Annotated in this window: 24 protein-coding genes; 2 read left to right on the top strand and 22 right to left on the bottom strand. The window is 68.6% G+C overall.

What is annotated here, in order from left to right; genetic code table 11:
* The first annotated feature begins 8 nt into the window (after nt 1-8).
* Nucleotides 9-881, top strand: a complete 873-nt coding sequence (locus tag KV203_RS08885; RefSeq protein WP_066468063.1) for a patatin-like phospholipase family protein — start codon at nt 9-11, stop codon at nt 879-881.
* A gap of 16 nt (nt 882-897) precedes the next feature.
* Here the strand turns inward: KV203_RS08885 and KV203_RS08880 are convergent, their stop codons facing one another.
* The 22 genes from KV203_RS08880 to KV203_RS08775 all read right to left on the bottom strand — a co-directional run bounded on the left by KV203_RS08880 (nt 898) and on the right by KV203_RS08775 (nt 22108).
* Entirely contained in the window at nt 898-1509 is a 612-nt protein-coding gene (locus KV203_RS08880; protein WP_066468061.1) for a (2Fe-2S)-binding protein, read from the bottom strand.
* Nucleotides 1488-1880 carry a TIGR02611 family protein gene (locus tag KV203_RS08875; RefSeq protein ID WP_246600772.1) on the bottom strand — a complete coding sequence of 131 codons (393 nt, stop codon included), beginning with the start codon at nt 1878-1880 and terminating at the stop codon, nt 1488-1490. Before KV203_RS08875 ends, KV203_RS08880 begins: the two co-directional genes overlap by 22 nt.
* 99 nt (nt 1881-1979) lie before the next feature.
* Nucleotides 1980-3512: an NADH-quinone oxidoreductase subunit NuoN gene (gene nuoN / locus KV203_RS08870; protein WP_066468060.1), complete on the bottom strand. Its 1533-nt coding sequence runs from the start codon at nt 3510-3512 to the stop codon at nt 1980-1982.
* Nucleotides 3509-5026, bottom strand: a complete 1518-nt coding sequence (locus KV203_RS08865) for an NADH-quinone oxidoreductase subunit M (RefSeq protein ID WP_066468059.1) — start codon at nt 5024-5026, stop codon at nt 3509-3511. Before KV203_RS08865 ends, nuoN begins: the two co-directional genes overlap by 4 nt.
* Nucleotides 5026-6885, bottom strand: coding sequence for an NADH-quinone oxidoreductase subunit L (gene nuoL, locus KV203_RS08860; RefSeq protein ID WP_066468058.1), 1860 nt, complete (start codon nt 6883-6885; stop codon nt 5026-5028). Before nuoL ends, KV203_RS08865 begins: the two co-directional genes overlap by 1 nt.
* Nucleotides 6882-7181: an NADH-quinone oxidoreductase subunit NuoK gene (nuoK, locus tag KV203_RS08855; RefSeq protein ID WP_066468057.1), complete on the bottom strand. Its 300-nt coding sequence runs from the start codon at nt 7179-7181 to the stop codon at nt 6882-6884. The genes nuoL and nuoK overlap by 4 nt, the downstream gene beginning before the upstream one ends.
* Entirely contained in the window at nt 7178-7879 is a 702-nt protein-coding gene (locus tag KV203_RS08850) for an NADH-quinone oxidoreductase subunit J (protein WP_066468277.1), read from the bottom strand. Before KV203_RS08850 ends, nuoK begins: the two co-directional genes overlap by 4 nt.
* 20 nt (nt 7880-7899) lie before the next feature.
* Nucleotides 7900-8496, bottom strand: a complete 597-nt coding sequence (nuoI, locus tag KV203_RS08845) for an NADH-quinone oxidoreductase subunit NuoI (protein WP_066468055.1) — start codon at nt 8494-8496, stop codon at nt 7900-7902.
* On the bottom strand, nt 8483-9736 hold the full coding sequence (gene nuoH / locus KV203_RS08840) for an NADH-quinone oxidoreductase subunit NuoH (protein WP_169797472.1): 1254 nt from the start codon (nt 9734-9736) through the stop codon (nt 8483-8485). The genes nuoI and nuoH overlap by 14 nt, the downstream gene beginning before the upstream one ends.
* Before the next feature lie 4 nt (nt 9737-9740).
* Nucleotides 9741-12128 carry an NADH-quinone oxidoreductase subunit G gene (locus KV203_RS08835; RefSeq protein ID WP_066468053.1) on the bottom strand — a complete coding sequence of 796 codons (2388 nt, stop codon included), beginning with the start codon at nt 12126-12128 and terminating at the stop codon, nt 9741-9743.
* Nucleotides 12125-13435, bottom strand: coding sequence for an NADH-quinone oxidoreductase subunit NuoF (gene nuoF / locus KV203_RS08830; protein ID WP_066468051.1), 1311 nt, complete (start codon nt 13433-13435; stop codon nt 12125-12127). The genes KV203_RS08835 and nuoF overlap by 4 nt, the downstream gene beginning before the upstream one ends.
* 1 nt (nt 13436) lies before the next feature.
* The gene (nuoE, locus tag KV203_RS08825; protein WP_066468050.1) at nt 13437-14216 is read right to left on the bottom strand and encodes an NADH-quinone oxidoreductase subunit NuoE; all 780 of its coding nucleotides are present in this window, start codon (nt 14214-14216) and stop codon (nt 13437-13439) included.
* A complete protein-coding gene (locus KV203_RS08820; protein WP_066468044.1) occupies nt 14213-15502 on the bottom strand; it encodes an NADH-quinone oxidoreductase subunit D in 1290 nt (429 codons plus the stop codon). Before KV203_RS08820 ends, nuoE begins: the two co-directional genes overlap by 4 nt.
* Nucleotides 15502-16125 (bottom strand): NADH-quinone oxidoreductase subunit C, encoded by a 624-nt coding sequence (locus tag KV203_RS08815; protein WP_246600936.1) that lies wholly within the window; start codon nt 16123-16125, stop codon nt 15502-15504. Before KV203_RS08815 ends, KV203_RS08820 begins: the two co-directional genes overlap by 1 nt.
* Nucleotides 16126-16172: 47 nt before the next feature.
* Nucleotides 16173-16727 (bottom strand): NuoB/complex I 20 kDa subunit family protein, encoded by a 555-nt coding sequence (locus KV203_RS08810; RefSeq protein ID WP_066468039.1) that lies wholly within the window; start codon nt 16725-16727, stop codon nt 16173-16175.
* Between the two features lie 7 nt (nt 16728-16734).
* Nucleotides 16735-17100 carry an NADH-quinone oxidoreductase subunit A gene (locus KV203_RS08805; RefSeq protein ID WP_066468037.1) on the bottom strand — a complete coding sequence of 122 codons (366 nt, stop codon included), beginning with the start codon at nt 17098-17100 and terminating at the stop codon, nt 16735-16737.
* Nucleotides 17101-17269: 169 nt separating this feature from the next.
* A complete protein-coding gene (locus tag KV203_RS08800; protein WP_066468034.1) occupies nt 17270-17698 on the bottom strand; it encodes an Rv3143 family two-component system response regulator in 429 nt (142 codons plus the stop codon).
* Nucleotides 17699-17761: 63 nt separating this feature from the next.
* Nucleotides 17762-18145, bottom strand: a complete 384-nt coding sequence (locus tag KV203_RS08795; RefSeq protein WP_157079706.1) for a hypothetical protein — start codon at nt 18143-18145, stop codon at nt 17762-17764.
* Nucleotides 18146-18222: 77 nt separating this feature from the next.
* Nucleotides 18223-18837 (bottom strand): hypothetical protein, encoded by a 615-nt coding sequence (locus KV203_RS08790; protein ID WP_066468029.1) that lies wholly within the window; start codon nt 18835-18837, stop codon nt 18223-18225.
* Nucleotides 18834-20756, bottom strand: coding sequence for a glutaminase A (gene glsA, locus KV203_RS08785; RefSeq protein ID WP_083529866.1), 1923 nt, complete (start codon nt 20754-20756; stop codon nt 18834-18836). The genes KV203_RS08790 and glsA overlap by 4 nt, the downstream gene beginning before the upstream one ends.
* A 45-nt stretch (nt 20757-20801) precedes the next feature.
* Nucleotides 20802-21365 (bottom strand): vitamin K epoxide reductase family protein, encoded by a 564-nt coding sequence (locus KV203_RS08780; protein ID WP_066468026.1) that lies wholly within the window; start codon nt 21363-21365, stop codon nt 20802-20804.
* The gene (locus KV203_RS08775; protein ID WP_066468024.1) at nt 21362-22108 is read right to left on the bottom strand and encodes a DsbA family protein; all 747 of its coding nucleotides are present in this window, start codon (nt 22106-22108) and stop codon (nt 21362-21364) included. Before KV203_RS08775 ends, KV203_RS08780 begins: the two co-directional genes overlap by 4 nt.
* A 165-nt stretch (nt 22109-22273) precedes the next feature.
* Here KV203_RS08775 and KV203_RS08770 point away from each other — a divergent pair, with 165 nt between their 5' ends.
* Complete coding sequence (locus KV203_RS08770; RefSeq protein WP_306303586.1) at nt 22274-23086, top strand: acyl-CoA thioesterase; 813 nt, start codon at nt 22274-22276, stop codon at nt 23084-23086.
* The last annotated feature ends 33 nt before the right edge of the window (nt 23087-23119 follow it).

Raw genomic sequence — 23119 nt, 5'->3', positions numbered from 1 at the left:
TTGCGGCGATGATCGCATCGCAGCGCCGCGCGCTCGTCCTGGCCGGTGGTGGGGTCGCCGGCATCGCCTGGGAGATCGGCGTAATCCAGGGGCTCGCCGATGTCGATCCGGCGCTGGCGGCCGCCGTGCGGAGCGCCGACCTCGTGATCGGGACATCGGCCGGTTCGGCGGTCGCGGCTCAGCTCACCGGCGATGTAGCACTCGCCGAACTCCATGCTGCACAGCTCGATCCGGCCACCGTCGAGATCGATCCCGGAGTGGACAGCGTCGCCCTCGCCGAGCGGATGGCGCCCGCGACCGACGCCGACGACGCGGCGGATCGACGTCGCCGGATCTGCGCGATAGCCCTGGCCACCCGAACCGTGCCCGAAGCGGCGCGGCTGCAGGCCGTACGCGGACGACTGTCCAGCCTGGCCTGGCCGGATCGCGACCTGCTCCTGCCCGCCGTCGACGCGGCCACCGGCGATCGGGTGGTCTTCGACCGCACATCCGGGGTGTCGCTGCTGGATGCGGTCGCCGCGAGTTGTGCGGTGCCCGGCGTGTGGCCGCCGGTGACAATCGGCGCAGCTCGGTATGTCGACGGCGGCGTCTGGTCGGGTACCAACGCCGACCTTGCCGCGAGCGCCGCCGTGGTGCTGGCCCTCGTCCCGAAACCGGCCGGCATGCCCGCATTCGTCGGAGCCGAGCTCGACGACGAGCTGGCCGAGCTGCGCCGCACCGGCGATCCCCGCACGTTCGTCGTGTACGCCGACGAGCGATCGTGGGCGGCGTTCGGCGCGGACTCGCTCTCCCCCGCCACGCGAGCTCCGGCCGCCGAAGCCGGGCGTGCCGTCGGCCGCGCCGTTGCGGGCGAGGTAGCCGCGGTCTGGGCAACCGGCTGACCCGCGGGGCCGGGCGTCACCCCGGTCGATCACCGACCAACGCAGCGAGCAAGCGATCTCGCTCGGCCGGTGGCCGTTTCGGGCAACTGGTGCACAGACCCGCGATCGGACTGCGATAGATCAAGCAGCACGAACCGCGCCGCACGAAACGTCGTTCGCCGACGTCGACGAACCGTGGCGACGGGAGCTCGGGGATCGCGGCCGTCAGTTCATCGGCCCGCGCCGGAGCGGCCAGGCAGTGGCCCGCGATCGCATCGGTCGTCACCGCCCACAGCGAACGTTCGGCCGCGCCGGACACCTCGGCGAGCGGAACAACGATGCAGCGCACCATCTCGCGCAAAGCCGGGATCTGCCGCCGGGCACTGCCGGTATGCCTGACCCGGGCGACGCTCCCGTCCGGACGCAGCTCCACGACGAGCGCGGTCAACCCGGGATCGACCCGCGAGTCGTGCACGGGCGCATCGAGCAAAGTGGCCGAGGCCATGTACCACCACAGCGTTCCCGCCACCCGTAGGTCGTCGATCTGCCACGCCGCCGCCAGATCGATCAACCGGGCCGCCAACCACGCCGGGTCGGCCAGCGCGGTGCCTCCTACAGCGGTGCCTCCTACAGCGGGCTGCTCAACCATGGCCAGTCCACGTCGAACCACCCGCCTACCATGGCGAAGACTCCCAGTAGCCACAGTGTTGCGATGACCACCGCGGTGGTAATCAGGACACCCCCGATCCGGACGAGGAGGTTCTGCGCTCGGTACCAGGCCGTGAACCGCTCGTAGCGCTGCTTCACCCAGCGCAATGTCGAACGCGCCCAGTCGAATTCGGTAGCCAGGATGGCGAATCCGGCAAACACGGTCGCCCAGCCCGGACCCGGGTACGGAATAGCCAGCATGCCGACGAGGAGAACGAGCGTCCCGACCACGCCGACGACGATCCGGTAGGCCAGATTCAGCAACCGCCGCTCGGCGAGCTTCGCGCGCAGTCGCCTGAACCGGGCAGTCACCGACACCAAGGTAAAGGCGACGCATTTCCGGCGCAACCGGGCGCGACCGACGGTCGGCTGCAGTGGCAACCGAACCGGATGGTCTGTCGCTCGGCCCGGCTAGGCAAGGAATGTCGCTGCGTGGGTGGCCAGATCGAGCAACGGTTGCGGATAGATGCCCAACATCACCGTGACCACGGCACCGGCGGCGATCACAATTCGCGTACCCACACTCGGTACCACCACATCGGGCGCGTCGGCCGGCGGATCGGCGAAGAACATCGCGACGATCACCCGGACGTAGAAGTACGCGGCGATCGCGCTGGCCAGTACGCCGACCACGACCAGACTGCGGGCTCCGCTGCCGTAGGCCGCCGTGAACACGGCGAACTTCGCAACGAACCCACTGGTCAGCGGGATACCGGCAAAAGCGAGCAAGAGCAGGGCGAACATCAGACCGACCAGTGGATTGCGTTTGCCCAGACCGGCCCATCGCCGCAGTTCGGTCACCTCACCGTCGTCGTCCCGGACCACCGCGACCAGCGCGAAGCCCACGAGAGTGCTGAATCCGTAGGCGGCCAGATAGAACAGGGTGGCGGCGACGCCGGCCCGGTCTGCCGCGATCACCCCGGTGAGCAGGAAGCCGGCGTGCGCGATCGCGGAGTAGGCCAGCATCCGCTTCACGTCGGTCTGGGTTACCGCGAAGATCGCTCCCGCCACCATGGTCAGGATCGCGACGGCGGCGAGCAGCAGGCGCCAGTCGTCGCGTGCTCCCGGCAAGACCACACAGACGATCCGCAGCAAAGCCCCGAACGCGGCGATCTTCGTCGCTGCCGCCATGAACGCGGTGATCGGGGTCGGCGCGCCCTGATACACATCCGGTACCCAGGAGTGAAAGGGCACCGCGCCCACCTTGAACAACAACCCGACCGACAACAGCCCGACCCCGGCCAGCACCAGCCCGTCCAACGATCCCGGGGCGGTGACAGCGACCGCGATACCGTCGAGGTCGAGGGTGCCGGCGGCACCGTAGAGCAGCGCGATGCCGAACAGGAAGATCGCTGACGAAAACGCCCCGAGCAGGAAGTACTTCAGGGCCGCTTCCTGCGACAACAAGCGGCGCCGCCGCGCCAGTCCGCACAGCAGGTAGAGCGGCAACGAGAACACCTCGAGCGCGACGAACATGGTGAGCAGGTCGTCCGCGGCGGGGAAGAGCATCATCCCGCCGACCGCGAACAGCAACAGCGGATACACCTCCGTGGTGACCACGCCGGCCCGGGTTGCCTGCAGTTCGGCGACGCTACCGGGGGTCAGTGCCGCCTGCGGCGCGAACGCGTCCAGCCCGACACCTGCGTCCGACCGGTCGAGTCGTCGATCGGCTACCAGCAACACCGTCGCCAGCGCGACGCACAGCACGGTGCCCTGGAGGAAAAGCGCCGGACCGTCGACCGCAACCGCGCCGGCCAATGCGGTGGTCTCGGTGCCGGCCACGGTGAGCACCGCAACGAAGCCCGCCACCAGCCCGGCAATGCTCAGGCCGAGCTGGATCGGGTACCGCGCGTTCCGCCCGGCGAAGGCCTCGACCAACACCCCCAGCACCCCGGCGCCGAAGACGATGAGCATCGGCGACAATGCGTGGTACTCGACACTCATCGCTGCGCACCCGCCTCGGTCGGCGCCGGATCGCCGACCCCGACGGAGGTCAGGGTTCCGCCGACCGCAGGATCGACCACGTCCAGCGCGGGTTTCGGAAACACCCCGAAGATCAGCAGCAGCGCGAGCAGCGGCACCACCACGACCAGCTCGCGTGGCCGCAGGTCGGGCAACGTGGCCGTGCGCTCGTTCGGCGGCCCGGTCATCACACGCTGATACAGCCACAACACGTAGATCGCTGCGAGCACCAGCGCCGAGCTCGCGACGACCGCCGCCGCCGGATAGCGGGTGTAGGTGCCGATCAGCACCAGGAATTCGCTGACGAACGGCGCCAGCCCGGGTAGCGACAGCGTCGCCAGTCCGGCGATCAGGAACGCGCCGGCCAACCCCGGCGCGACCTGGGCCACCCCGCCGAAGTCGCCGATCTGCCGGGAACCTCTACGCGCCACGAGAAAACCCGCGATGAGGAACAGCGCCGCCGTCGCCAGGCCGTGGTTGACCATATAGAGCGTGGATCCGGCCTGCGCCTGGCTGGTCAAGGCGAAGATGCCGAGGATGATGAAGCCGAAGTGCGAGATCGAGGTGTAGGCGATGAGCCGCATCATGTCGCGTTGGCCGATCGCCAGCAACGCACCGTAGACGATGCCGACCACCGCCAACCCGCAGATCACCGGGGCGAACCGCCGCGACTGGTCCGGAAACAGCTCCAGGCAATACCGCAACATCCCGAAGGTGCCTACCTTGTCGACCACCGCCATCATCAGCACTGCGGTGGCCGGCGTGGACTCCACCGCCGCACCGGGCAGCCAGCTGTGCAGCGGCCAGAGCGGCGCCTTCACCGCGAACGCGAACATGAAACCGAGAAATAACCAAACGGCCCAAGGGGATTCGTTCAGCGCACCGCTCTGCACGGCCGCGGTCCAGGAGAAGCCACCGACAGCGGCGTACACCCCGACCACCGCGGCCAACATCACCAACCCCCCGACCAGGTTGTACAACAGGAAGGTCACCGCGGCCCGGGAACGATAGCGACCGGTGCCGAAGCCGCCGATGAGGAAATACATCGGGATCAGCATGGCCTCGAAGAACATGTAGAACAGCAGGATGTCGGTGGCGACGAAGGAGATGAGCACCATCGACTCCACCGCCAGGAGCAACGCCGCATAGACCTGCACCCGCCGCTCCCCCGAACCGCCGTCGTCCCAGCCGGCGATCAGCAGCAGCGGCACCAGCAGCGCGGTGAGCAGCACCAGCACCAAGCCGATACCGTCCACGCCGAGGGTGTATCCCGCGCCGAACGCCGGGATCCATTCGTGCGATTCGACGAACTGGAACCGCGGCCCACCGCTGTCGAACCGTAGCGCCGTCGCGACGGCCACCGCCAAGGTGAGCGTGCTGACCGCCACGGCGAACCAGCGGGCCGCCGACCGCGCGGCCGGGGGGAAGACCAGCACCGCGACCGCGCCGACCAGCGGAATCAGCCACAGGACACTCAACCAGGGAAAGTCGTCCATCAACGCCTCACCAGCAGCAGCATCGCGACGACCAGACCGGCGCCGACGAACGTGGACAGCGCATACGACCGGACGAAGCCGGTCTGGGTGCGTCGAATCGTTTCCGACGCGCCGGCGACCAACCGGGCCGTGCCGGCGACCGTACCGTCGACCACGACCCGGTCGAACGCAACCAGGCGCCGGGTCAGCGTCCGGCCGGGACGCATCAGCAGCTGCTCGTTGAGCGCGTCCCCGTACAGGTCGCGGCGAGCCGCCTCGGTCAACACCGAAGCCGGCGGCGCGGCACCCGGAATCCGCTGCCCGGCGTACCGCACGTACGCCTCGCCGACCCCGGCCAGCACAACGCCCAGGGTGAGCGCGGTCAGCACCCACGCCGGCAGGAACGGCTGCTCGTGTGGCGCCTCGCCGACCACCGGCGCCAGCCAGTGCACCAGTGCAGAGCCCCAGGCCAGCAGCGCCCCGGCCGCGATCGAGCCGATCGCCAGCAGGATCATCGGCCCGGTCATCGACGGCGGCGACTCGTGCGGATGCGCCGTTTCGGTATCCCATCGCGGTTCGCCGAAGAAGGTCAGCAGCATCACTCGCGTCATATAGAACGCGGTGAGGCCGGCGCCGATCAGCGTGGCGACGCCGAGCGCGGGGTTGGTCGCGAACGCCACTTCGATGATCTTGTCTTTGGAGAAGAAGCCGGCGAACGGCGGAATTCCGATGATCGCCAGATAGCCGAATCCGAAGGTGACGAAGGTGATCGGCAGGTACCGGCGCAGACCGCCGTAGCGGCGCATGTTCACCTCGTCGCCCATCGCGTGCATCACCGAGCCGGCGCCGAGGAACAACCCGGCCTTGAAGAAGCCGTGGGTCAACAGGTGCATGATCGCGAACGCGTATCCCGCCGGGCCGATCCCGGCAGCGAGCACCATGTAACCGATCTGGCTCATCGTGGACGCCGCCAGTGCCTTCTTGATGTCGTCCTTCGCGCAGCCGACGATCGCGCCGAACAGCAACGTCACCGTGCCGACCGCAATCACCGCATCGCGGGCGTGCGGCGCCGCGTCGAAGATCGGGTGCGCCCGGGTGATCAGGTAGACCCCGGCGGTGACCATCGTCGCGGCATGGATCAGCGCGGACACCGGGGTGGGACCCTCCATCGCGTCGCCGAGCCAGGACTGCAGCGGCACCTGCGCCGACTTGCCGCAGGCGGCGAGCAGCAGCAACAACCCGAGCCAGGTGAGCGTCGTCTCGCCGGTCCCGCCCACCCCGCCGAACACCTCGGCGAAGCTCACCCCACCGAACGTGGCAAACATGATCATCAGTGCCACGGCGAGCCCGAGGTCGCCGACCCGGTTCACCACGAACGCCTTTTTCGCCGCGGTCGCCGCCGACGGTTTGGCCTGCCAGAATCCGATCAGCAGGTAGGACGCCAGGCCGACTCCCTCCCACCCGGCGTAGAGACCGAGGAAGTTGTCTGCCAGCACCAGCAGCAACATCGCCGCCAGGAACAGATTCAGGTAGCCGAAGAATCGCCGCCGATCCGGATCGTGCCGCATGTAGCCGATCGAGTAGATGTGGATCAGCGTGCCTACTCCGGTGATCAGCAGCACGAAGCAGAGCGACAGCTGGTCGAGCTGCAGGCCCATGTCGATGTGCAGCGACCCGGCGTCGACGAAGCGATACAGCGTCTCGTGCCGCAGCCGATCGGTCGAGCCGAGCAGGTCGGCGAACAGCACCAGGCCCACGACGAACGATCCGGCGGCGGCCGCGCACGCCAGCAGATGACCCCAAGCATCGGTGCGGCGACCGCCGAGCAACAGGATCGCCGCGCCAGCCAGCGGCAACGCGATCAACCAGCCCGCGCTCATCGGGCGAGCAGATTCGCGTCGTCCACCGAGGCAGACCGGCGGGACCGGAAGATCGCCATGATGATCGCCAGACCCACCACCACCTCGGCGGCGGCCACCACCATGGTGAAGAAGGCAAACACCTGGCCGTGCAGGTTCCCGTGCATCCGCGCGAACGTGACGAATGCCAGATTGGCCGCGTTCAACATCAACTCGACGCACATGAACACGACGATGGCGTTGCGCCGCACCAAGAATCCGACGGCGCCGATGGTAAACAGCAACACCGACAGGTACAGGTAGTTGCCCGGACTCATTCCCGGCCGTCCTTGGCGCCCAGCACCGCGCTCACCGAGTCCCGCGCCGGCGAGCCGTCCGGTAGCACGGCGGTGCGATCCACCGAGTTGTGCCGGGCGAACACCCCCGGATTCGGCAGTGGCGTCACCCGGGTGCCGGTTCGGATCCGCTCGATCGCGAGCTCCCGCTGGGTCCGGCGCTCGGTGAGCCGCTCGCGATGGGCCAACACCATCGCACCGATGGTCGCGACGATCAGCAAGGATCCGGTCAACTCGAACGCCCACACGTAGCGGCGGAAGATCAGCTCGGCCAGTCCGGACACGGTGTCGGCGCCGTCGGTCAGGCCGACGAACGCGGTGGTCACCGCGTTACCCACGGCACCGATCAGCAGCACGCCGAAGCCCAGTCCGGCGACGACCGCGACGAAACGTTGCCCGGGCAACGTCTCCGCCAGGGATTCGGCCGTATCGACGCCGATCAGCATCAGCACGAACAAGAACAGCATCATCACCGCACCGGTGTAGACCACGATCTGCACCACGCCGAGAAACAACGCCCCCTGCGCGATGTAGGCGACCGCCAACATGATCATCGTGGTCGCCAGGAAGATCGCCGAGTACACGGCCTTGGGCGCCGATACCGTCCCCAACGCACCGACGACAGCGACGACCGCCAGCACCCAGAACTGCACCGCTTCGGCGGTACCGGTCGTCGTCATCGGGTCGGCCAGCACGGACGTCACCGCCGCACCTCGGGGTCGGGTTCGACGTCGTCGTCCGCCGGTCCGACCGCCTGCTCGGGCGCCGGCCCGGTGATGTTTCCGCGGTAATAGTCCTCGTCGGTGGCCCCGGGGTACATCGGGTGTGGCGGCGCCAGCATGTCCGGGTCGAGTGGGGCCAACAGCTGCCACTTGTCGTAAATCATCCCGGCTCGGCTGGTGCCGGCCAGCTCGTAGTCGTTGGTCATGGTGAGTGCCCGGGTCGGACAGGCCTCGATGCACAGCCCGCAGCCGATGCATCGCAGATAGTTGATCTGATACACCCGGCCGTACCGCTCCCCCGGCGAAAACCGTTCGGTGGCGGTGTTGTCCGCGCCCTCGACGAAGATCGCATCCGCCGGGCAGGACCAGGCGCACAGTTCGCAACCGATGCATTTCTCCAGCCCGTCCGGATACCGATTGAGCTGGTGCCGCCCGTGATATCGCGGTGCGGTCGGTACCTTTTGTTCCGGATAGAACTCGGTCGTCGGCTTGACGAACATGGTGCGGAAGGTGACGCCGAACCCGGCGATCGGCTCCAGCAGCCGAGCCAGCCAGCCCTTGCTAGGCGGTGACATCGCTGACCTCCTCGAGACGTTTCGGTATCTGCCCGGGCAGCGGCGGCACCGGGAAACCGCCCGCCATCGGATCGAACGGTTGCCCCGGGCCGGCTCGGGGCGCCGGTGCGGTAACCCGGGGCCCGTGCAACGAGCGACGCATCGCCAGCACCAACCAGCCGGCCACGAGCAGGCCACCGATCACCGGCAGCACCTGATGCGGGTCGTGTCCCTCCAGGTACAGCACCCGGAACGTCGCCACCAGCATCACCCACACCAGCGACAGCGGGATCAGCACCTTCCAGCCGAAGTTCATGAACTGGTCGTAGCGCAACCGGGGCAGGGTGCCACGCAGCCAAACGAACACGAAGATGAACGCCCAGACCTTGACGGTGAACCAGAGCAGCGGCCACCAGCCGTCGTTCAACGGCCACGGCGCCCGCCAGCCGCCCAGGAACATCGTGGTGGCCAACGCCGAAACCGTGCCCATGTTGACGTATTCGGCCAGCATGAACATGGCGAACTTCAGCGACGAGTACTCGGTATGAAACCCGCCGACCAGCTCCCCCTCGGCTTCGGGGAGGTCGAACGGGGCGCGGTTGGTCTCGCCGACCATCGACACCAGATAGATCAGAAACGAGGGCAGCAACAGCCAGGCGTACCAGCCGCCCGCTTGCGCGGCGACGATCCCGGAGGTGGTCATCGTGTGCGCGTCCAGGAATACCGCGACGAAGGCCAGGCCCATCGCGATCTCGTAGGAGATCACCTGTGCGGTCGAGCGCAGTCCGCCGAGCAGCGGGTAGGTGGAGCCGGATGCCCATCCGGCGAGCACGATGCCGTACACCCCGATCGAGGTCATCGCCAGCACCCACAACGGACCGACCGACAGGTCGGTGAGCTGCAGCAGGGTGCGGTGACCGAAGATCGAGACCTCGGGGCCCATCGGGATCACCGCGAACGCCAGAAACGCCGGAATCGCGGCGATGATCGGCGCCAGGATGAACACCGGCTTGTCCACGCCGGCCGGGACGATGTCCTCCTTCAGCGCCATCTTCGCGCCGTCGACCGCGCTCTGCCCGACCCCGCCGGGGCCGGCCCGGTTGGGGCCCACCCGCATCTGCATCCGGGCCATCACCTTGCGGTCGGCGAGCACCCCGAACAGCGGAATGGTCATCAGGAACACGAAGATGAACAGCACCTTGAGCACGACCAACCACCACGGGTCGGCGTACTCGGTGGCGGCCAGCACGGTCGTCGTCACGAGATCACCGCTCCGTACCGAGCCGAACGGCGGCGCCGATCCGAACGACAGCGCCGGCGGTCACCCCGAGGCTGCGGTACACCCGGCTGCCCGGCGAGTTCTGCGGCAGCCAGACCACATCGTCGGGCATCTCGGTGATCACCACCGGCAAGCACACCGCACCGGTGTCGGTGGACACGGTCAGCTCGGCACCCGGCCCGACGTCGATCCCGGCAGCGGTGCCGGGCGAGATCCGGGCGACCGGACGACGCGCGGTTGCCGCGAGATTGCCATCGCCGTCCTGTAGCCGGCCCAGATCGAGCAGCTGATGCCAGGTGGCCAGGATCGCCTCGCCCGGCATCAGCCGCGGCGCCGGCACCGGATGCACCCCGTGCTCGGCGCCCGGCGTGCCGTCCCAACTGCCCAGTTCGGCGAGCTCGCGGCGGATCGCAGCGAGGTCGCCGGTATCGATCGAGTCCCCCAGCTCCCGCGCGATCGCGTCGAGTACGCGATGATCCGACATCGCCGCGGTCCGCAACGCCGCCTCGAACGGACGCGGGCGCCCCTCCCAGTCGAGGAACGTTCCGGCCTTCTCCACGACGGCCGCCACCGGGAACACGACGTCGGCGAGCTCGGTCACCGCACTCGTGCGTAGCTCCAGGCTCACCACGAACGGTGCCGCGGACAGCGCAGCGAGCATGTCCCGTGGCTGGGGCAGATCGGCCGGGTCCACCCCGCCGACCAGGAACGCGCGGGTATCGGCCGCGCACATCCGGCCGGTGTGGCTGCCGAGGTCGGTCGGCAGGTCGGGCACACCCCAGACCCGCGCCACCTGTGCCCGTGCTATTGCATCGTCGACCGGACGACCACCGGGCAACAGCTCGGGCATCGCCCCGGCCTCCAGTGCGCCGCGCTCACCGGCGCGACGCGGAATCCAGGCCAGTTTCGCACCGGTCCGGTCGGCGAGTCGAGCGGCCGCGGTCAGCGCCCCCCGAGCCGCCGCCAGTCGTTCGCCCACGACGATCACCGAGGCCGGGCCCAGCAGGTCGTCGGCTCCCGCGAGCGCCTGCGCCTCGGCGCCCGGCACCGTCGCGATCAACCGTCCGGCCAGCTTGCGCAGCCCGCGACTGGCATACGGCGCAATCGAATACACCCGCAAGCTACCGGCGCGAACCGCACGGCGTAACCGCAGCGCGACGATCGGCGACTCGTCCTCGGGCTCGAGACCGGCCAGCAGCACGGTGTCGGCCGCCACCAGGTCGGCATAGCCGACGGCCAGCGGCCGACCGGCGATCCGAGCGGCGAGGAAGCCGGATTCCTCGATCGAGTGTGCCCGTGCCCGGAAGTCGATGTCGTTGGAGCGCAGCACGATCCGAGCAAACTTCGTATAGGCGTAGGCATCCTCGTAGCCGACCCGGCCGCCGACCAGGACGCCGGTCCGACCGCGCGCTCCGCCGAGGCCGGTCGCGGCGACCGCCAGCGCGTGCGCCCACGACACCGGCTCGCCGGCGACCAACGGTGTGGTCAGCCGGTCCGGCAGGGTCGGATAGCCGAACGCCCAGCGGCCCTTGTCACAGTTCCACTCCTGGTTGACCTGCGGGTCGTCGCCGGCGAGCCGCCGCAACACGGTGCCCCGCCGGTGGTCGGTGCGCTGCGCACAGCCACTCGCGCAGTGCTCGCATACGCTCGGGCTGGACACCAGGTCGAACGGACGGGCCCGGAACCGGTAGGCCGTGCCGGTCAGGGCACCGACCGGGCAGATCTGCACCGCGTTTCCGGAGAAGTAGGAGTCGAACGGCGCGCCGTCGGTGTGCCCGTCCGGCCCGGTCACCGGCCCGTCGTAGATGCCTACCTGCTCGGCGGCGCCCCGCTCCATCAGTTCGATGAACGGATCCCCTGCGATCTGCTCGGAAAACCGGGTGCAGCGGGCGCACTGCACGCACCGTTCCCGATCGAGCAGCACCTGTTCGGAGATCGCGATCGGTTTCGGGAAGGTGCGCTTGACCCCGTGGAACCGGGATTCGGCGCGCCCGGTCGACATCGCCTGGTTCTGCAGCGGGCACTCGCCCCCCTTGTCGCACACCGGGCAGTCCAGCGGATGATTGATCAGCAACAGCTCCATCACGTCGCGTTGCGCCCGCGCCGCCACCGGGGAACTGAGCTGGGTGTGTACCTCCATCCCCTCGGTCACCGGAATCGTGCAGGAGGCGACCGGTTTCCGTTGACCCACCACCTCGACCAGACACTGCCGGCACGCACCGACCGGGTCGAGCAGCGGATGGTCGCAGAACCGCGGGATCTGCACCCCGACGGTCTCCGCGGCCCGGATCACCAGCGTGCCGGACGGCACCCGCACCGGCGCCCCGTCGATCGTCAGCGACACCGAGTTGTCGCTCGGTTCGTCTCCGGTCATACGGTGACTCCCTCGAACACGGTGGACCGGCGTGGGTCCAGCGGACAGCCACCGGCGATGTGGGTGCGATATTCGTCCCGAAAGTGCTTCAGCGACGAGGTGATCGGGCTGGCTGCCCCGTCGCCGAGCGCGCAGAACGACTTGCCGTCGATCGAGCCGGCGACATCGGCCAGGGTCGCCAGGTCGGCCTCGGTGGCGGTGCCGTTCTCGAACCCGCGCAGCAGCTGGACCAGCCAGTAGGTGCCCTCCCGACACGGAGTGCACTTGCCGCACGATTCGTGCGCGTAGAACTCGATCCATCGCAGCACGGCGCGCACCACACAGGTGGTTTCGTCGAAGATCTGCAACGCCTTGGTCCCCAACATCGACCCCACCCCGGCTACGCCCTCGTAATCGAGTGGTACGTCGAGGTGTTCGGCGGTGAGCAGGGGCGTCGACGACCCGCCCGGGGTCCAGAACTTCAGCTCGTGTCCGGCCCGGACACCGCCGGCGAAGCCGAGCAACTCGCGCAGGGTGACCCCGAGCGGGGCCTCGTACTGGCCGGGCCTGGTGACATGTCCGGACAGCGAGTAGAGGGTGAAACCGGGTGAGCGTTCGCTGCCCATCGACCGGAACCAGTCCACCCCGCGCCGGATGATCGGGGGTACGCTCGCGATCGACTCGACATTGTTCACCACGGTCGGGCAGGCGTACAGCCCGGCGACCGCCGGAAACGGCGGACGTAGCCGCGGCTGGCCCCGTCGGCCCTCGAGTGAATCCAGCAATGCGGTCTCCTCGCCGCAGATGTAGGCACCGGCGCCGGCATGCACGACCAGGTCCAGATCGAAACCGCTGCCGAGGATGTCGCGGCCCAGATAGCCCGCGGTGTAGGCCTGGGCGGTGGCCGCCTGCAGCCGGCGCAGCACGCCGACCACCTCACCACGTAGATAGACGAACGCGTGTCGGGCCCGGATGGCGTAGGCGGCGATGATCGCGCCTTCGATCAGCGCGTGCGGGGTGGCCAGCATCAGCGGGATGTCCTTGCAGGTGCCCGGTTCGGACTCGTCGGCGTTCACCACCAGGTAGTGCGGCGGACTGCTGCCGTCCGGACCCGGCTGCTGCGGAATAAAACCCCACTTGGTGCCGGTCGGAAACCCGGCCCCGCCCCGACCGCGCAGGCCGGAGCTCTTGACCAGCGTTATCACGTCGTCCGGCGACATCCGAAGCGCGTCGCCGAGCGCGACGTAGCCGCGGTGCCGCCGGTAGGTGTCCAGCGTCCACGAATTCGGCTCGTCCCAGTACCGACTCAGCACCGGCGTCAGCGACATCTCAGTCCTCCGCTCCGGGCAGTCCGGCTGCGCGCAGCCCGGCCAACGTCGCCGCCCCGGCGTTGCCGTCCAACGCGCCTGGATGCGGGTCCGGGAAGCCGGCCAGGATCCGCGCGGTTTCGGTGAACGTGGCCAGCCGGCCGCCTCGAGACGGGGTCACCGGCGCGCCGGCCGCCAGATCGTCGACCAGGGCGCGGGCCGAGTCCGGGGTCTGGTTGTCGAAGAACTCCCAGTTCACCATCACCACCGGCGCGTAGTCGCACGCGGCATTGCATTCGACATGGGACAACGTGATGCTGCCGTCGGCGGTCGTATCGGCCGGATCGGGGTCGGCAGCGCCCGCGTCGTGACCGGGCTCGGTCAGGTCGAGATGCGATCGCAGGGCCGCCAGGATCTCGTCGCCACCCAGCACCGCGCACAGCGTGTTGGTGCAGACCCCGACGTAATAGGTGCCGGTCGGTCGCCGCCGGTACATCGTGTAGAAGGTCGCCACCGAGGCCACCTCTGCCGGGGTGAGATCCAGCTGCTGCGCGCAGAATTCGACGCCGGCCGGGGTGATGAAGCTGTCCTCGGCCTGCACCAGGTGCAGCAGCGGCAGCAGCGCCGATCGCGGGTGTGGGTAACGGGCGACGATCTCGGCGGCATCCCGCCGCAACCGGTCGGCCACCTCGGCCGGATAGCCGGTGCGAGCCGCACGCTGCGGCAACACCCCCGGCTCGTCTGCCGGGCGACCCAACGGGATCAGCACTCGACCGTTCGTCCGGTTCGCCGAAATGTTCATCGGTCCACTCCACCCATTACCGGATCGATGCTGGCCACCGCGGCGATCACGTCCGCGATCATGCCGCCTTCGCAGGTCACTGCGACCGACTGCAGGTTGGTGAACGACGGATCGCGAAAGTGCACCCGGTACGGGCGGGTGCCGCCGTCGCTGACCACATGCACCCCCAGCTCGCCGCGCGGCGACTCGACCGCTACGTACACCTGTCCGGCCGGCACCTGCATTCCCTCGGTGACCAGCTTGAAATGATGGATCAGCCCTTCCATCGAGGTGCCCATGATCTTCGCGATATGTGCCGGCGAGTTGCCCAGCCCGTCCGGACCCAACTTCAGGTCGGCGGGCCAGGCCAGCTTGGCGTCCTCGATCATCACCGGGCCGGGGCGCAGCCGGTCCAGACACTGCTCGACGATCTTCAGCGACTCACGCATCTCCCGCACCCGGATCAGATAGCGGCCGTAGGCATCACAGCCCGTCGTCGTCTGCACCTCGAACTCGTAGTTTTCGTAGCCGCAGTAGGGCTGGGACTTACGCAGGTCGTGCGGCAGGCCGGTGGCGCGCAGCATCGGCCCGGTCACCCCCAACGCCATACAGCCGGCCAGATCGAGGTAACCGACGTTCTCCGTGCGGGCCCGCCAGATGCTGTTCTCGTTGAGCAGATCCTCCATGTCGCGCAGTCGTTTCGGCAACAGGTCCAGCAGCTCCCGAACCTTCTGCACGCCGTCGTCCGGCAGATCCTGGGCCAACCCGCCCGGCCGGACGTAGGCATGGTTCATCCGGAGTCCGGTGATCGTCTCGAACACGTCGAGCACCAGTTCCCGCTCCCGGAAACCGAACAGCATCGCGGTGACCGCACCGAGCTCCATGCCGCCGGTCGCCAGCGCGACCAGATGGGACGAGACCCGGTTCAGCTCCATCAGCAGCACCCGGATCACCTCGGCCCGCTCCGGAATCGCCTCGGTGACACCGAGCAGCCGCTCGACGGCCAGGCAGTAGGCGGTCTCGTTGAAGAACGGCGACAGGTAGTCCATCCGGGTCACGAAGGTGACCGCCTGAATCCAGTTCCGGTATTCGAGGTTCTTCTCGATCCCGGTGTGCAGGTAGCCGATTCCGCACCGGGCGGTCGTCACCGTCTCCCCGTCCAGCTCCAGGATCAGTCGGAGCACACCGTGGGTCGACGGGTGCTGCGGGCCCATGTTGACCACGATCCGCTCGTCGGCATGCGCCGCCGCCACCACCGTGTCCCAGTCCTGACCGGTTGCGGTCAGCACCGTCTCGTCCTCCGCCATCAGCTGTAGGCCCTCCGCTCGTCCGGCGGGGGTATCCGCGCGCCGAGGTACTCGACCGGAATTCCGCCGAGCGGATAGTCCTTACGCTGCGGATGGCCGACCCAATCGTCGGGCATCTCGATCCGCGTGAGCGAGGGGTGCCCGTCGAAGACGATGCCGAAGAAGTCGTAGGCCTCCCGCTCGTGCCAGTCGGTGGTCGGATACACCCCGTACAGCGACGGGATATGCGGATCATCTTCCGGAGCAGCTACTTCCAGCATCATCCGGCGGTTGTGCGTGATCGACATCAGCGGGTACACCGCGTGCAGCTCGCGACCGGCGTCGGCCGGGTAGTGCACCCCGTTGAGACCGAGGCTGAGCTCGAACCGCAACGCCGGATCGTCACGCAGCTGCTGCGCCACCGAGACCAGATGGCCGCGCCGCACGTGCACGGTGAGCTGCCCGGCGAACACCACGACCCGTTCGATCGCCGCCTCGAATCGCTCCGCCAGTGCTGCGGCCAGCGCATCCACGAGCTCGTCGAAATATCCGCCGTACGGTCGGGGTGTGCTGCCCGGCAACAGCACCGGCCGAACCAGACCGCCGTATCCGGACGTGTCGCCGCTCCCCCGCACCCCGAACATCCCGCGCCGAGTACCGATCTGCTCGTCGCCGGGCACCGCGTCCCCGGTCACCGCAACAGCCCCTTCAGCTCGATGGTCGGCCGAGCCGCAAGCGCAGCCTCCTCGGCCGCGCGGATCGCCTCGACCCGATTCACCCCCAATGGTTCGTCCTGAATCTTCTGGTGCAGCATGAGGATCGCGTGCAGCAGCATCTCCGGCCGCGGCGGACAGCCGGGCAGGTAGATGTCCACCGGCACGATGTGGTCCACCCCCTGCACGATCGCGTAGTTGTTGAACATGCCACCCGAGGAGGCGCACACCCCCATCGCCAGAACCCATTTGGGCTCGGTCATCTGGTCGTACACCTGGCGCAGCACCGGCGCCATCTTCTGGCTCACCCGACCGGCCACGATCATCAGGTCGGCCTGCCGCGGCGACGCCCGGAATGCCTCCATCCCGAATCGGGCGATGTCGAAACGTGGTCCGCCGGTGGCCATCATCTCGATCGCGCAACAGGCCAACCCGAACGTCGCCGGCCAAAGCGAGCCTTTGCGCATGTAGCCGGCGAGGCCCTCGACGGTACTGAGCAGGAACCCGCTCGGCAGCTTCTCTTCCAGTCCCACGGTGCCCTCAATCCCAGGTCAGGCCGCCGCGTCGCCATTCGTAGGCGTAGGCAACCGAGACATTCGCCACGAACAGCGCCATCGCAACCAGTCCGAACATCCCCAACGCGTCGAAGTGCACCGCCCACGGATAGAGAAAGACGATCTCGATGTCGAAGATGATGAACAACATCGCGGTCAGGTAGAACTTCACCGGGATCCGCAGCCCGGAACTCGCTGCCGACTGCTCCAGCGGCTCGATCCCGCACTCGTAGGCCTGCTGTTTCGCCCGGTTGTACCGTTTCGGCCCGACGACGGCGGCGAGCACCACCGAGAACACCGCGAACGCTGCGGCGAGCGCACCGAGCACCAGAATCGGCGCGAACTCGTTCACCGCGGGCTCCCGCGTCCCACCGATCCGATCACCCGAACCTCCGTTCCGCAGCCAGGCCGCGAATCGTGTGTGACTCGGCTGTCAGCCGGCACCCGATTGTGCGTTAAGCCATTGTGAGCTAAGACACAGCCTACTCACCAGCCGGGAATGCCGGTGGGTTTGGGGATGACTACGACGATTTCGTGCGGAGCAGGCCGATGACGGCCGAACCGAGTTCGAACGGGTCGAGCGGGTGCGGTACCGCCGCCTCGGCGCGCGACCAATCGGCCAACCAGGCATCGTCGCGGCGACCGGTCAGCACGAGCACCGGTGGGCAATCGGCGATTTCATCCTTGAGCTGCCGGGCCAGGCCCAACCCGCCGGCGGGCGTCGCCTCACCGTCGAGGATGACCAGATCGGCAGCCCCGGCGTCCAGGCGCTGCACCACGACCGGCGCGGTGGCCACCTCGGTGTACTCGACCGGCGGCAGGTCCGGATGGGGCCGCGGGCCGAGCGCCGAGATCACCGCGGTGCGGGTCTGCGGGTTGTCGCTGTAGACGAGAATTCGGACCGGCTGCGCTGTATCCAGCTCGGCTGCCTCCAGCTCCGGATTGCCCACGCCGCGAAATGCTACTCGCCGACACCGGGGATACCGGCCGGATGCCGAGTCGAGATGGCAGGATCAGTCGGCCGACTCGGCCCCCGGCCGCGGCGTGCTGGCCAACAGCCGCTGCCGCATGTCTTCCAGCTGCAGGTTCACCTGTTTGCGCCCGGTGGTTGCGGTCAGCATCGGCTGCGGCGCCGGCACCGCCCGATTCTGCCGCAGCAGCGATGCTTCGAGGTCGCCGAGCCGGCGGGCGAGGGCATAGTCCCGGCCGGCCAGCGCAGCCCGCTGCGCCTGCCTGATCGTCGCGAGATCGCGGTCGGCGGGGACGGTTTCGGCGACCAGCAGCGGCGGCTCGGCGCCGAGTGCATCGAGCGTGCTCTGCATCGTCCGGCCGATCCGGCGGACAGCGGCGATCAGCACCGCCCGCGGCCGCCCGGTCAACCTCATCGGAAATCCCACCGCTGCACCTTTCCTCGGGTCGGGCTCAGTATGCACGTAACGCATCACCGTGGTGCGCGACGCGCCCGAAACCGTCTTCAGGTCCGTAATTTCGGCGGATGCAGACCGGCGTCACGCAACTCGAGCACGGCCAGCCGGTAGATTACGTCCGGCTCCCCCCGCCGCCAGGCGCCGCCGGGATCGGCCGAGATCCGGGCGAGCCGCGGCATCGGCTGCCGGGCGAGTGCGCGCAGGGCGAACAGATCCAGATCGGCCGCGTCGTCGATCAATCCCTGCGCTGCGGAGGCCTGGCGGATGAACCGGATCCGCAGCACCGACCACAGCCCCACCACGATCAGGATGGGGATCAGTGCGGTGGTCCAGCCGAGTACCAGTGCCAGCTTGCCCACCGCATCGATCAGCTCGCTCCCGGCGGAGTTCAGCTGGTCACCGACCCCGGACACGCTGCGAAACGGGGCGGCGATGCGGTCGTCGAGCAGCGGCAGGTCGTCCACGGCATCGCCGGCCCCGTTCATCCGGTCCCGGAAGCCGGTGCCGGCCGACTCGAGCGTGCGGCCGGGCGCGGCCAGCGTCATCGTGACGTCGTGGACGAGCCACCCGACGTATGCCCACAGCACCACCCAGCCGACCACGAACAGGTCGCTGGAGATCTGCCGGATTCGCCGAATCGGTAAGTCCGCGTAGAGCTTCACGGGGCACCTTCCGTCGCAGTGGTAGCCGGGCCGGTTCGTTCCGACGCCGACCGTCCGGTGACCGTGACACCCCCGGCCCGGACCCCGGCCGCCCGAACCGTCACCTCCAGCTGTTCTTGCGCGTCGACCGCCAAGCGGCGCACCAGCGCGAGCGCCACCGCCGGCGTGGCCGCAGCGATCAGCTCGAATCGGTCTGCCGGCAGTACCGCGAGTCGTACCTCGGTCTCGGCCCGTACGTCACCGAATGCAGCACCATCGGTCAACAGCGCAAGCTCGCCGAACGAGGTACCGGCCGGCAACGTGGTCATCGGGTAACCGGCACCGGCATCGGTCGGCAGGGTGAGGCCGACCTTCCCCTGCAGGATCAGCACCAATCCGGCACGGCGATCACCGCGGCGCACGAGGACGTCGTCGGCGGCCGCGCTGCGCAGCTCGAACTCCGCGACGAATCCGGCCCGATGCGCCGCGGGAATCGCCTGGACCAGCGGATGCTGCGCGAGCGTGACCGACGCCGGCGTGCGACCGTCCGCGCAGTAGCGATCCAACAGGATCTCCTCACACCAGCGGGCCGCCGCGTCGGCCGACACGAAAACCGGCCGCTCGCCGGCGGGTGCCGATTCGTCGAACGACGCCGTGTCACCGAGCATCGTGTCACCGCGCCCAGTGTCACCGAACGCACCGTCCGGGTCGACCAGAGCCGATCGGCGACCGAGCCGGGTCAACTCCCGACTCAGCGCAGCGAACAGATCGACCGCGACCGTGCTGACCTCGTCGACCCGAGTCGCGTTCACCACCACCACATCCAGCTCGCCGGCCTGCGCGGAAATGGCCCGCACCGCGGTTTCGGCGCCGGCGAACAGCAGGTCTCCGTGCAGATCATAGGTGCGCGCGCGATTCCCGTAGCGTTGCAGCACCTCGACTTCCGCCGGTGAACGTCGCTGCCGCGACGGCGCGTCGACCACCGTGTAGCTGGACCGGATCGACGACCGCGCGGCCCGCGGCACGTGCAGAAAATGCAGCTCGAGTCGCCGGGACAGCTCCCCGCACGCCTGCACGCCGCGCACGCTGTTGCCGTGCTCGTCGAGCCGGGGCGAGTGCACCGCGATGCCGAGCTGCCCCGGCAGCACCGCGAGCACACCACCGCCGACACCGCTTTTCGCCGGCAACCCGACCGAGGTCACCCAGGCGCCGGCGGCGTCGTACATGCCGCAGGTGGTCATCACGCTGAGTACCCGCTCGACCAGTTCCGGCGCCAGCGCCAGCTCCCCGGTGAGCGGGTGCCGGCCGTTGTTCGCCAGGGTCACGGCCATCGCTGCCAGATCGCGGCCGGTGACGATCAGCGAGCACTGCCGGAAGTAGAGATCGACCGCAGCGTCGGCGTCGTCGACCACGCCGAACGACCGCAGCATGTGACCGATCGCCCGATTACGGTGGCCGGTAACAGCTTCCGAGGAGTACACGGCCTCGTCCACGGCGAGCTGCCGACCGGCGTAGCGCGAGTAGCACTGCCGGACCCGCTCGAACCGGTGCTCCGCGGAGTCGCCGACCACCAGTCCTGCCGCAGCGATCGCGCCCGCGTTGATCATCGGGTTGCGCGGCCGCTCGGTGTCCGGATCGAGGCTGATCTCGTTGAACGGCTCGCCCGACGGTTCGACGTCGATCCGGGCCGCGACCGCAGCTACTCCACGGTCGGCCAGTGCCAAACCGTAGGTGAACGGCTTGGAGATCGACTGGATGGTGAATTCGGTACCCACATTCCCGATCTCGTAGACGAAGCCGTCGGTCGTGGCCAAGCAGATCCCGAACGAGTCCGGATCGACCCGGGAAAGCTCCGGGATGTAGTCGGCAACGGCACCCGCGGTGTCCGGCCGACACTGCTCGTACACGTCGTTGAGAATGTCGATGACCGGGTTGTGCATCAGTTCAGGTTAGGTCGACCCGAATCACCCCTCGGCGAAGCCGAATCACCACAGCGTGTTCCAGTAACTCTCGAAGCGCAGGTAGATCAGCAACAACACCACCCCGAACCAGACCCCGGTGATCGCCCACCGCCACTCCAGCAGCGCGGCCGACACCGGGCCCGGCCGGGCCACCACCAGGCGACTGAGCACTGTGAACGTCGGGATCGTCACCGCCCACACCACCATGCAGTACGGGCACAACGCGCCGATCCGGTAGAGGCTCTGGAAGATCAGCCAGTGGACGAAGACGACACCGAGCAGCGCTCCGGCCCACAGTCCGCGCAGGTACCAGCGCGGGATCGGCGTGCCGGACGCCAGCAACACACCGGACACCGCGACGACGGTGAACGCGACGATACCGATGATCGAATTCGGGAAGCCGAAGGCGGCCGCCTGATCGGTGACCATCACCGAGCCGCAGGACAGCACCGGGTTGATGCTGCAGGACGGCCGGTACGTCGGGTCGATCAGCAGCTCGAACCGCTCGATCGTCAGCGCCGATGCCGCAGCCAAGCCGACAGCCCCGCCACCGGCCAGGTATCGGCCGGCTCCGCGGGTTGCGGTCACTGCGCCGCGGCGACCGCGGCCCGCAATGCCTCCGGGGTCGGGCTTTGCACCTCTTTGCCGTCGACCAGCACGGTCGGGGTGTGGTCGATCCCCCCGTCGGTGGCCGCGGTGGTGTTCTGATCGGCGTAGCTGCCGTACCGGTTCGAGGTGATGCACTGCGCCACCGGGTCGCCGGTGATGCCTGCGGCGGCAGCGATATCGATGATCTGTCGATCGGTCAGGCCGGCACCGCCCTCCGCGGGCTGCTGGGCGAACATGGCCGCATGCCAGGCCGGCCATGCGCCGATGTCGGCTTCGGCGACACAGTAGGCCGCTGCCGCGGCACGGGTGGAATAGTTCGTCGACGACATCCGATTCAAGATCGCGATCGGTCGATAGTCCACGGCGACATCCCCGGTGGCCAGCTCGGTGAGCGTCGCCGAACCGGCCGCCTCGAACTGCTTGCAGGCCGGGCACTGGAAGTCTTCGACCACGGTCACCACGACCTTCGGATCAGCCGAGCCGATCCGGATCGCGCCGTCGGCTCGGGCCACCGCGGGCGGCTGCACCGGCGCCGCATCGTTCGTCGACTTGTCCCGCGTCACGCCGAAGGCGATCGCCCCGATCAAACCCACCAGGACCGCGGCCAGGCCGAGTTGAATCCCGACGCTGCGTCGGCGCGCGCCACCGGCCGAGTCGGTGACCAACGCGCTGCTGCGCGCGGCGGTCGACGATGTTCGCTTCTTGCCGTCATCGGTGCTCATCAGAGATAGACCTCGCTTCCAGGCCGGATTCTAGAGCTCGACCCGGCACCGTCGCGGGACCTCGGGCCGCATCGCGGCCATGCCGCGCGATAATCGCGTTTTCTTTTTTCGCAGGTAGCGTTGCCCTATTTCGGAAGGTGCCTACTACACTGAAGTGTGTCTGATATGTGGAACGACCTGGTCACCTGCTTGAAGCTGGAACCGGTAGCCCTGGAACCGCCGCCCGACCACGGCCACTGTGCCTACCTCGGGTCCAACCAGCACCTCCCCTACCACCGGGTCTTCGGGGGGCAGATCCTCGGGCAACTGCTGCTCGCGGCCCGCGCCACCTTCCCGGACAAGTCGGTGAAGTCGATGCACACCGTGTTCCCGCGAGAAGGACGCTCCGACACCCCGATCCGCTACGAGGTGACCACCGCCCACGAAGGTAGGTCGTTCGCCGGCGCGACCGTCACCGCTCGACAAGATCCACACGTCGTCGCCGCTGCCGTCGTCTCCATGCACGTGCCGGAGGACGGGCGGGATCGACAGACCGTCCCCGCCCCGGGTGCGTGTCCCGGCGCGGCCCACGACGTCGAGATGAGTTTGGTGCCGTGGCAGACCCGCGCCGTCGTCGATCTGGACAGCACCGCTGCCGGACCACCCGACTACGAACTCTGGATGCGAACACCGGCGGTGGATCCGGACCTCGGCGCTGCGCTGACTGCCTACGCCACCGATCTCACCCTGATCGGGACCGCACTACGCCCCGAGGAGGGGCTGAGTCATACCGGGAACGGCACCCGGTTCCGCTCAGCGGTGACCTCGCACACCCTCTGGTTCCACCGCGCGGTACGCAGCGACGACTGGCAGCTACTCCGTCAGCACAGTCCGATCCTGGCGCATGGCAGGACCTTCGGACGTGGCGACATCCTCACTGCGGACGGCCGACTGGTCGCGTCCTTCGCCCAGGAAGCGTTGATTCGACTGCCGAATTGACCTAGGGACAGATGTGCGCGGACCGCTGCCGAG

The organism is Skermania piniformis (genome assembly GCF_019285775.1).
In the GTDB taxonomy this organism is placed as follows: Bacteria; Actinomycetota; Actinomycetes; order Mycobacteriales; family Mycobacteriaceae; genus Skermania; species Skermania pinensis.
The sequence above is the reverse complement of the archived record's forward strand: the minus strand, read 5'-3'. Positions and strand labels throughout refer to the sequence as shown.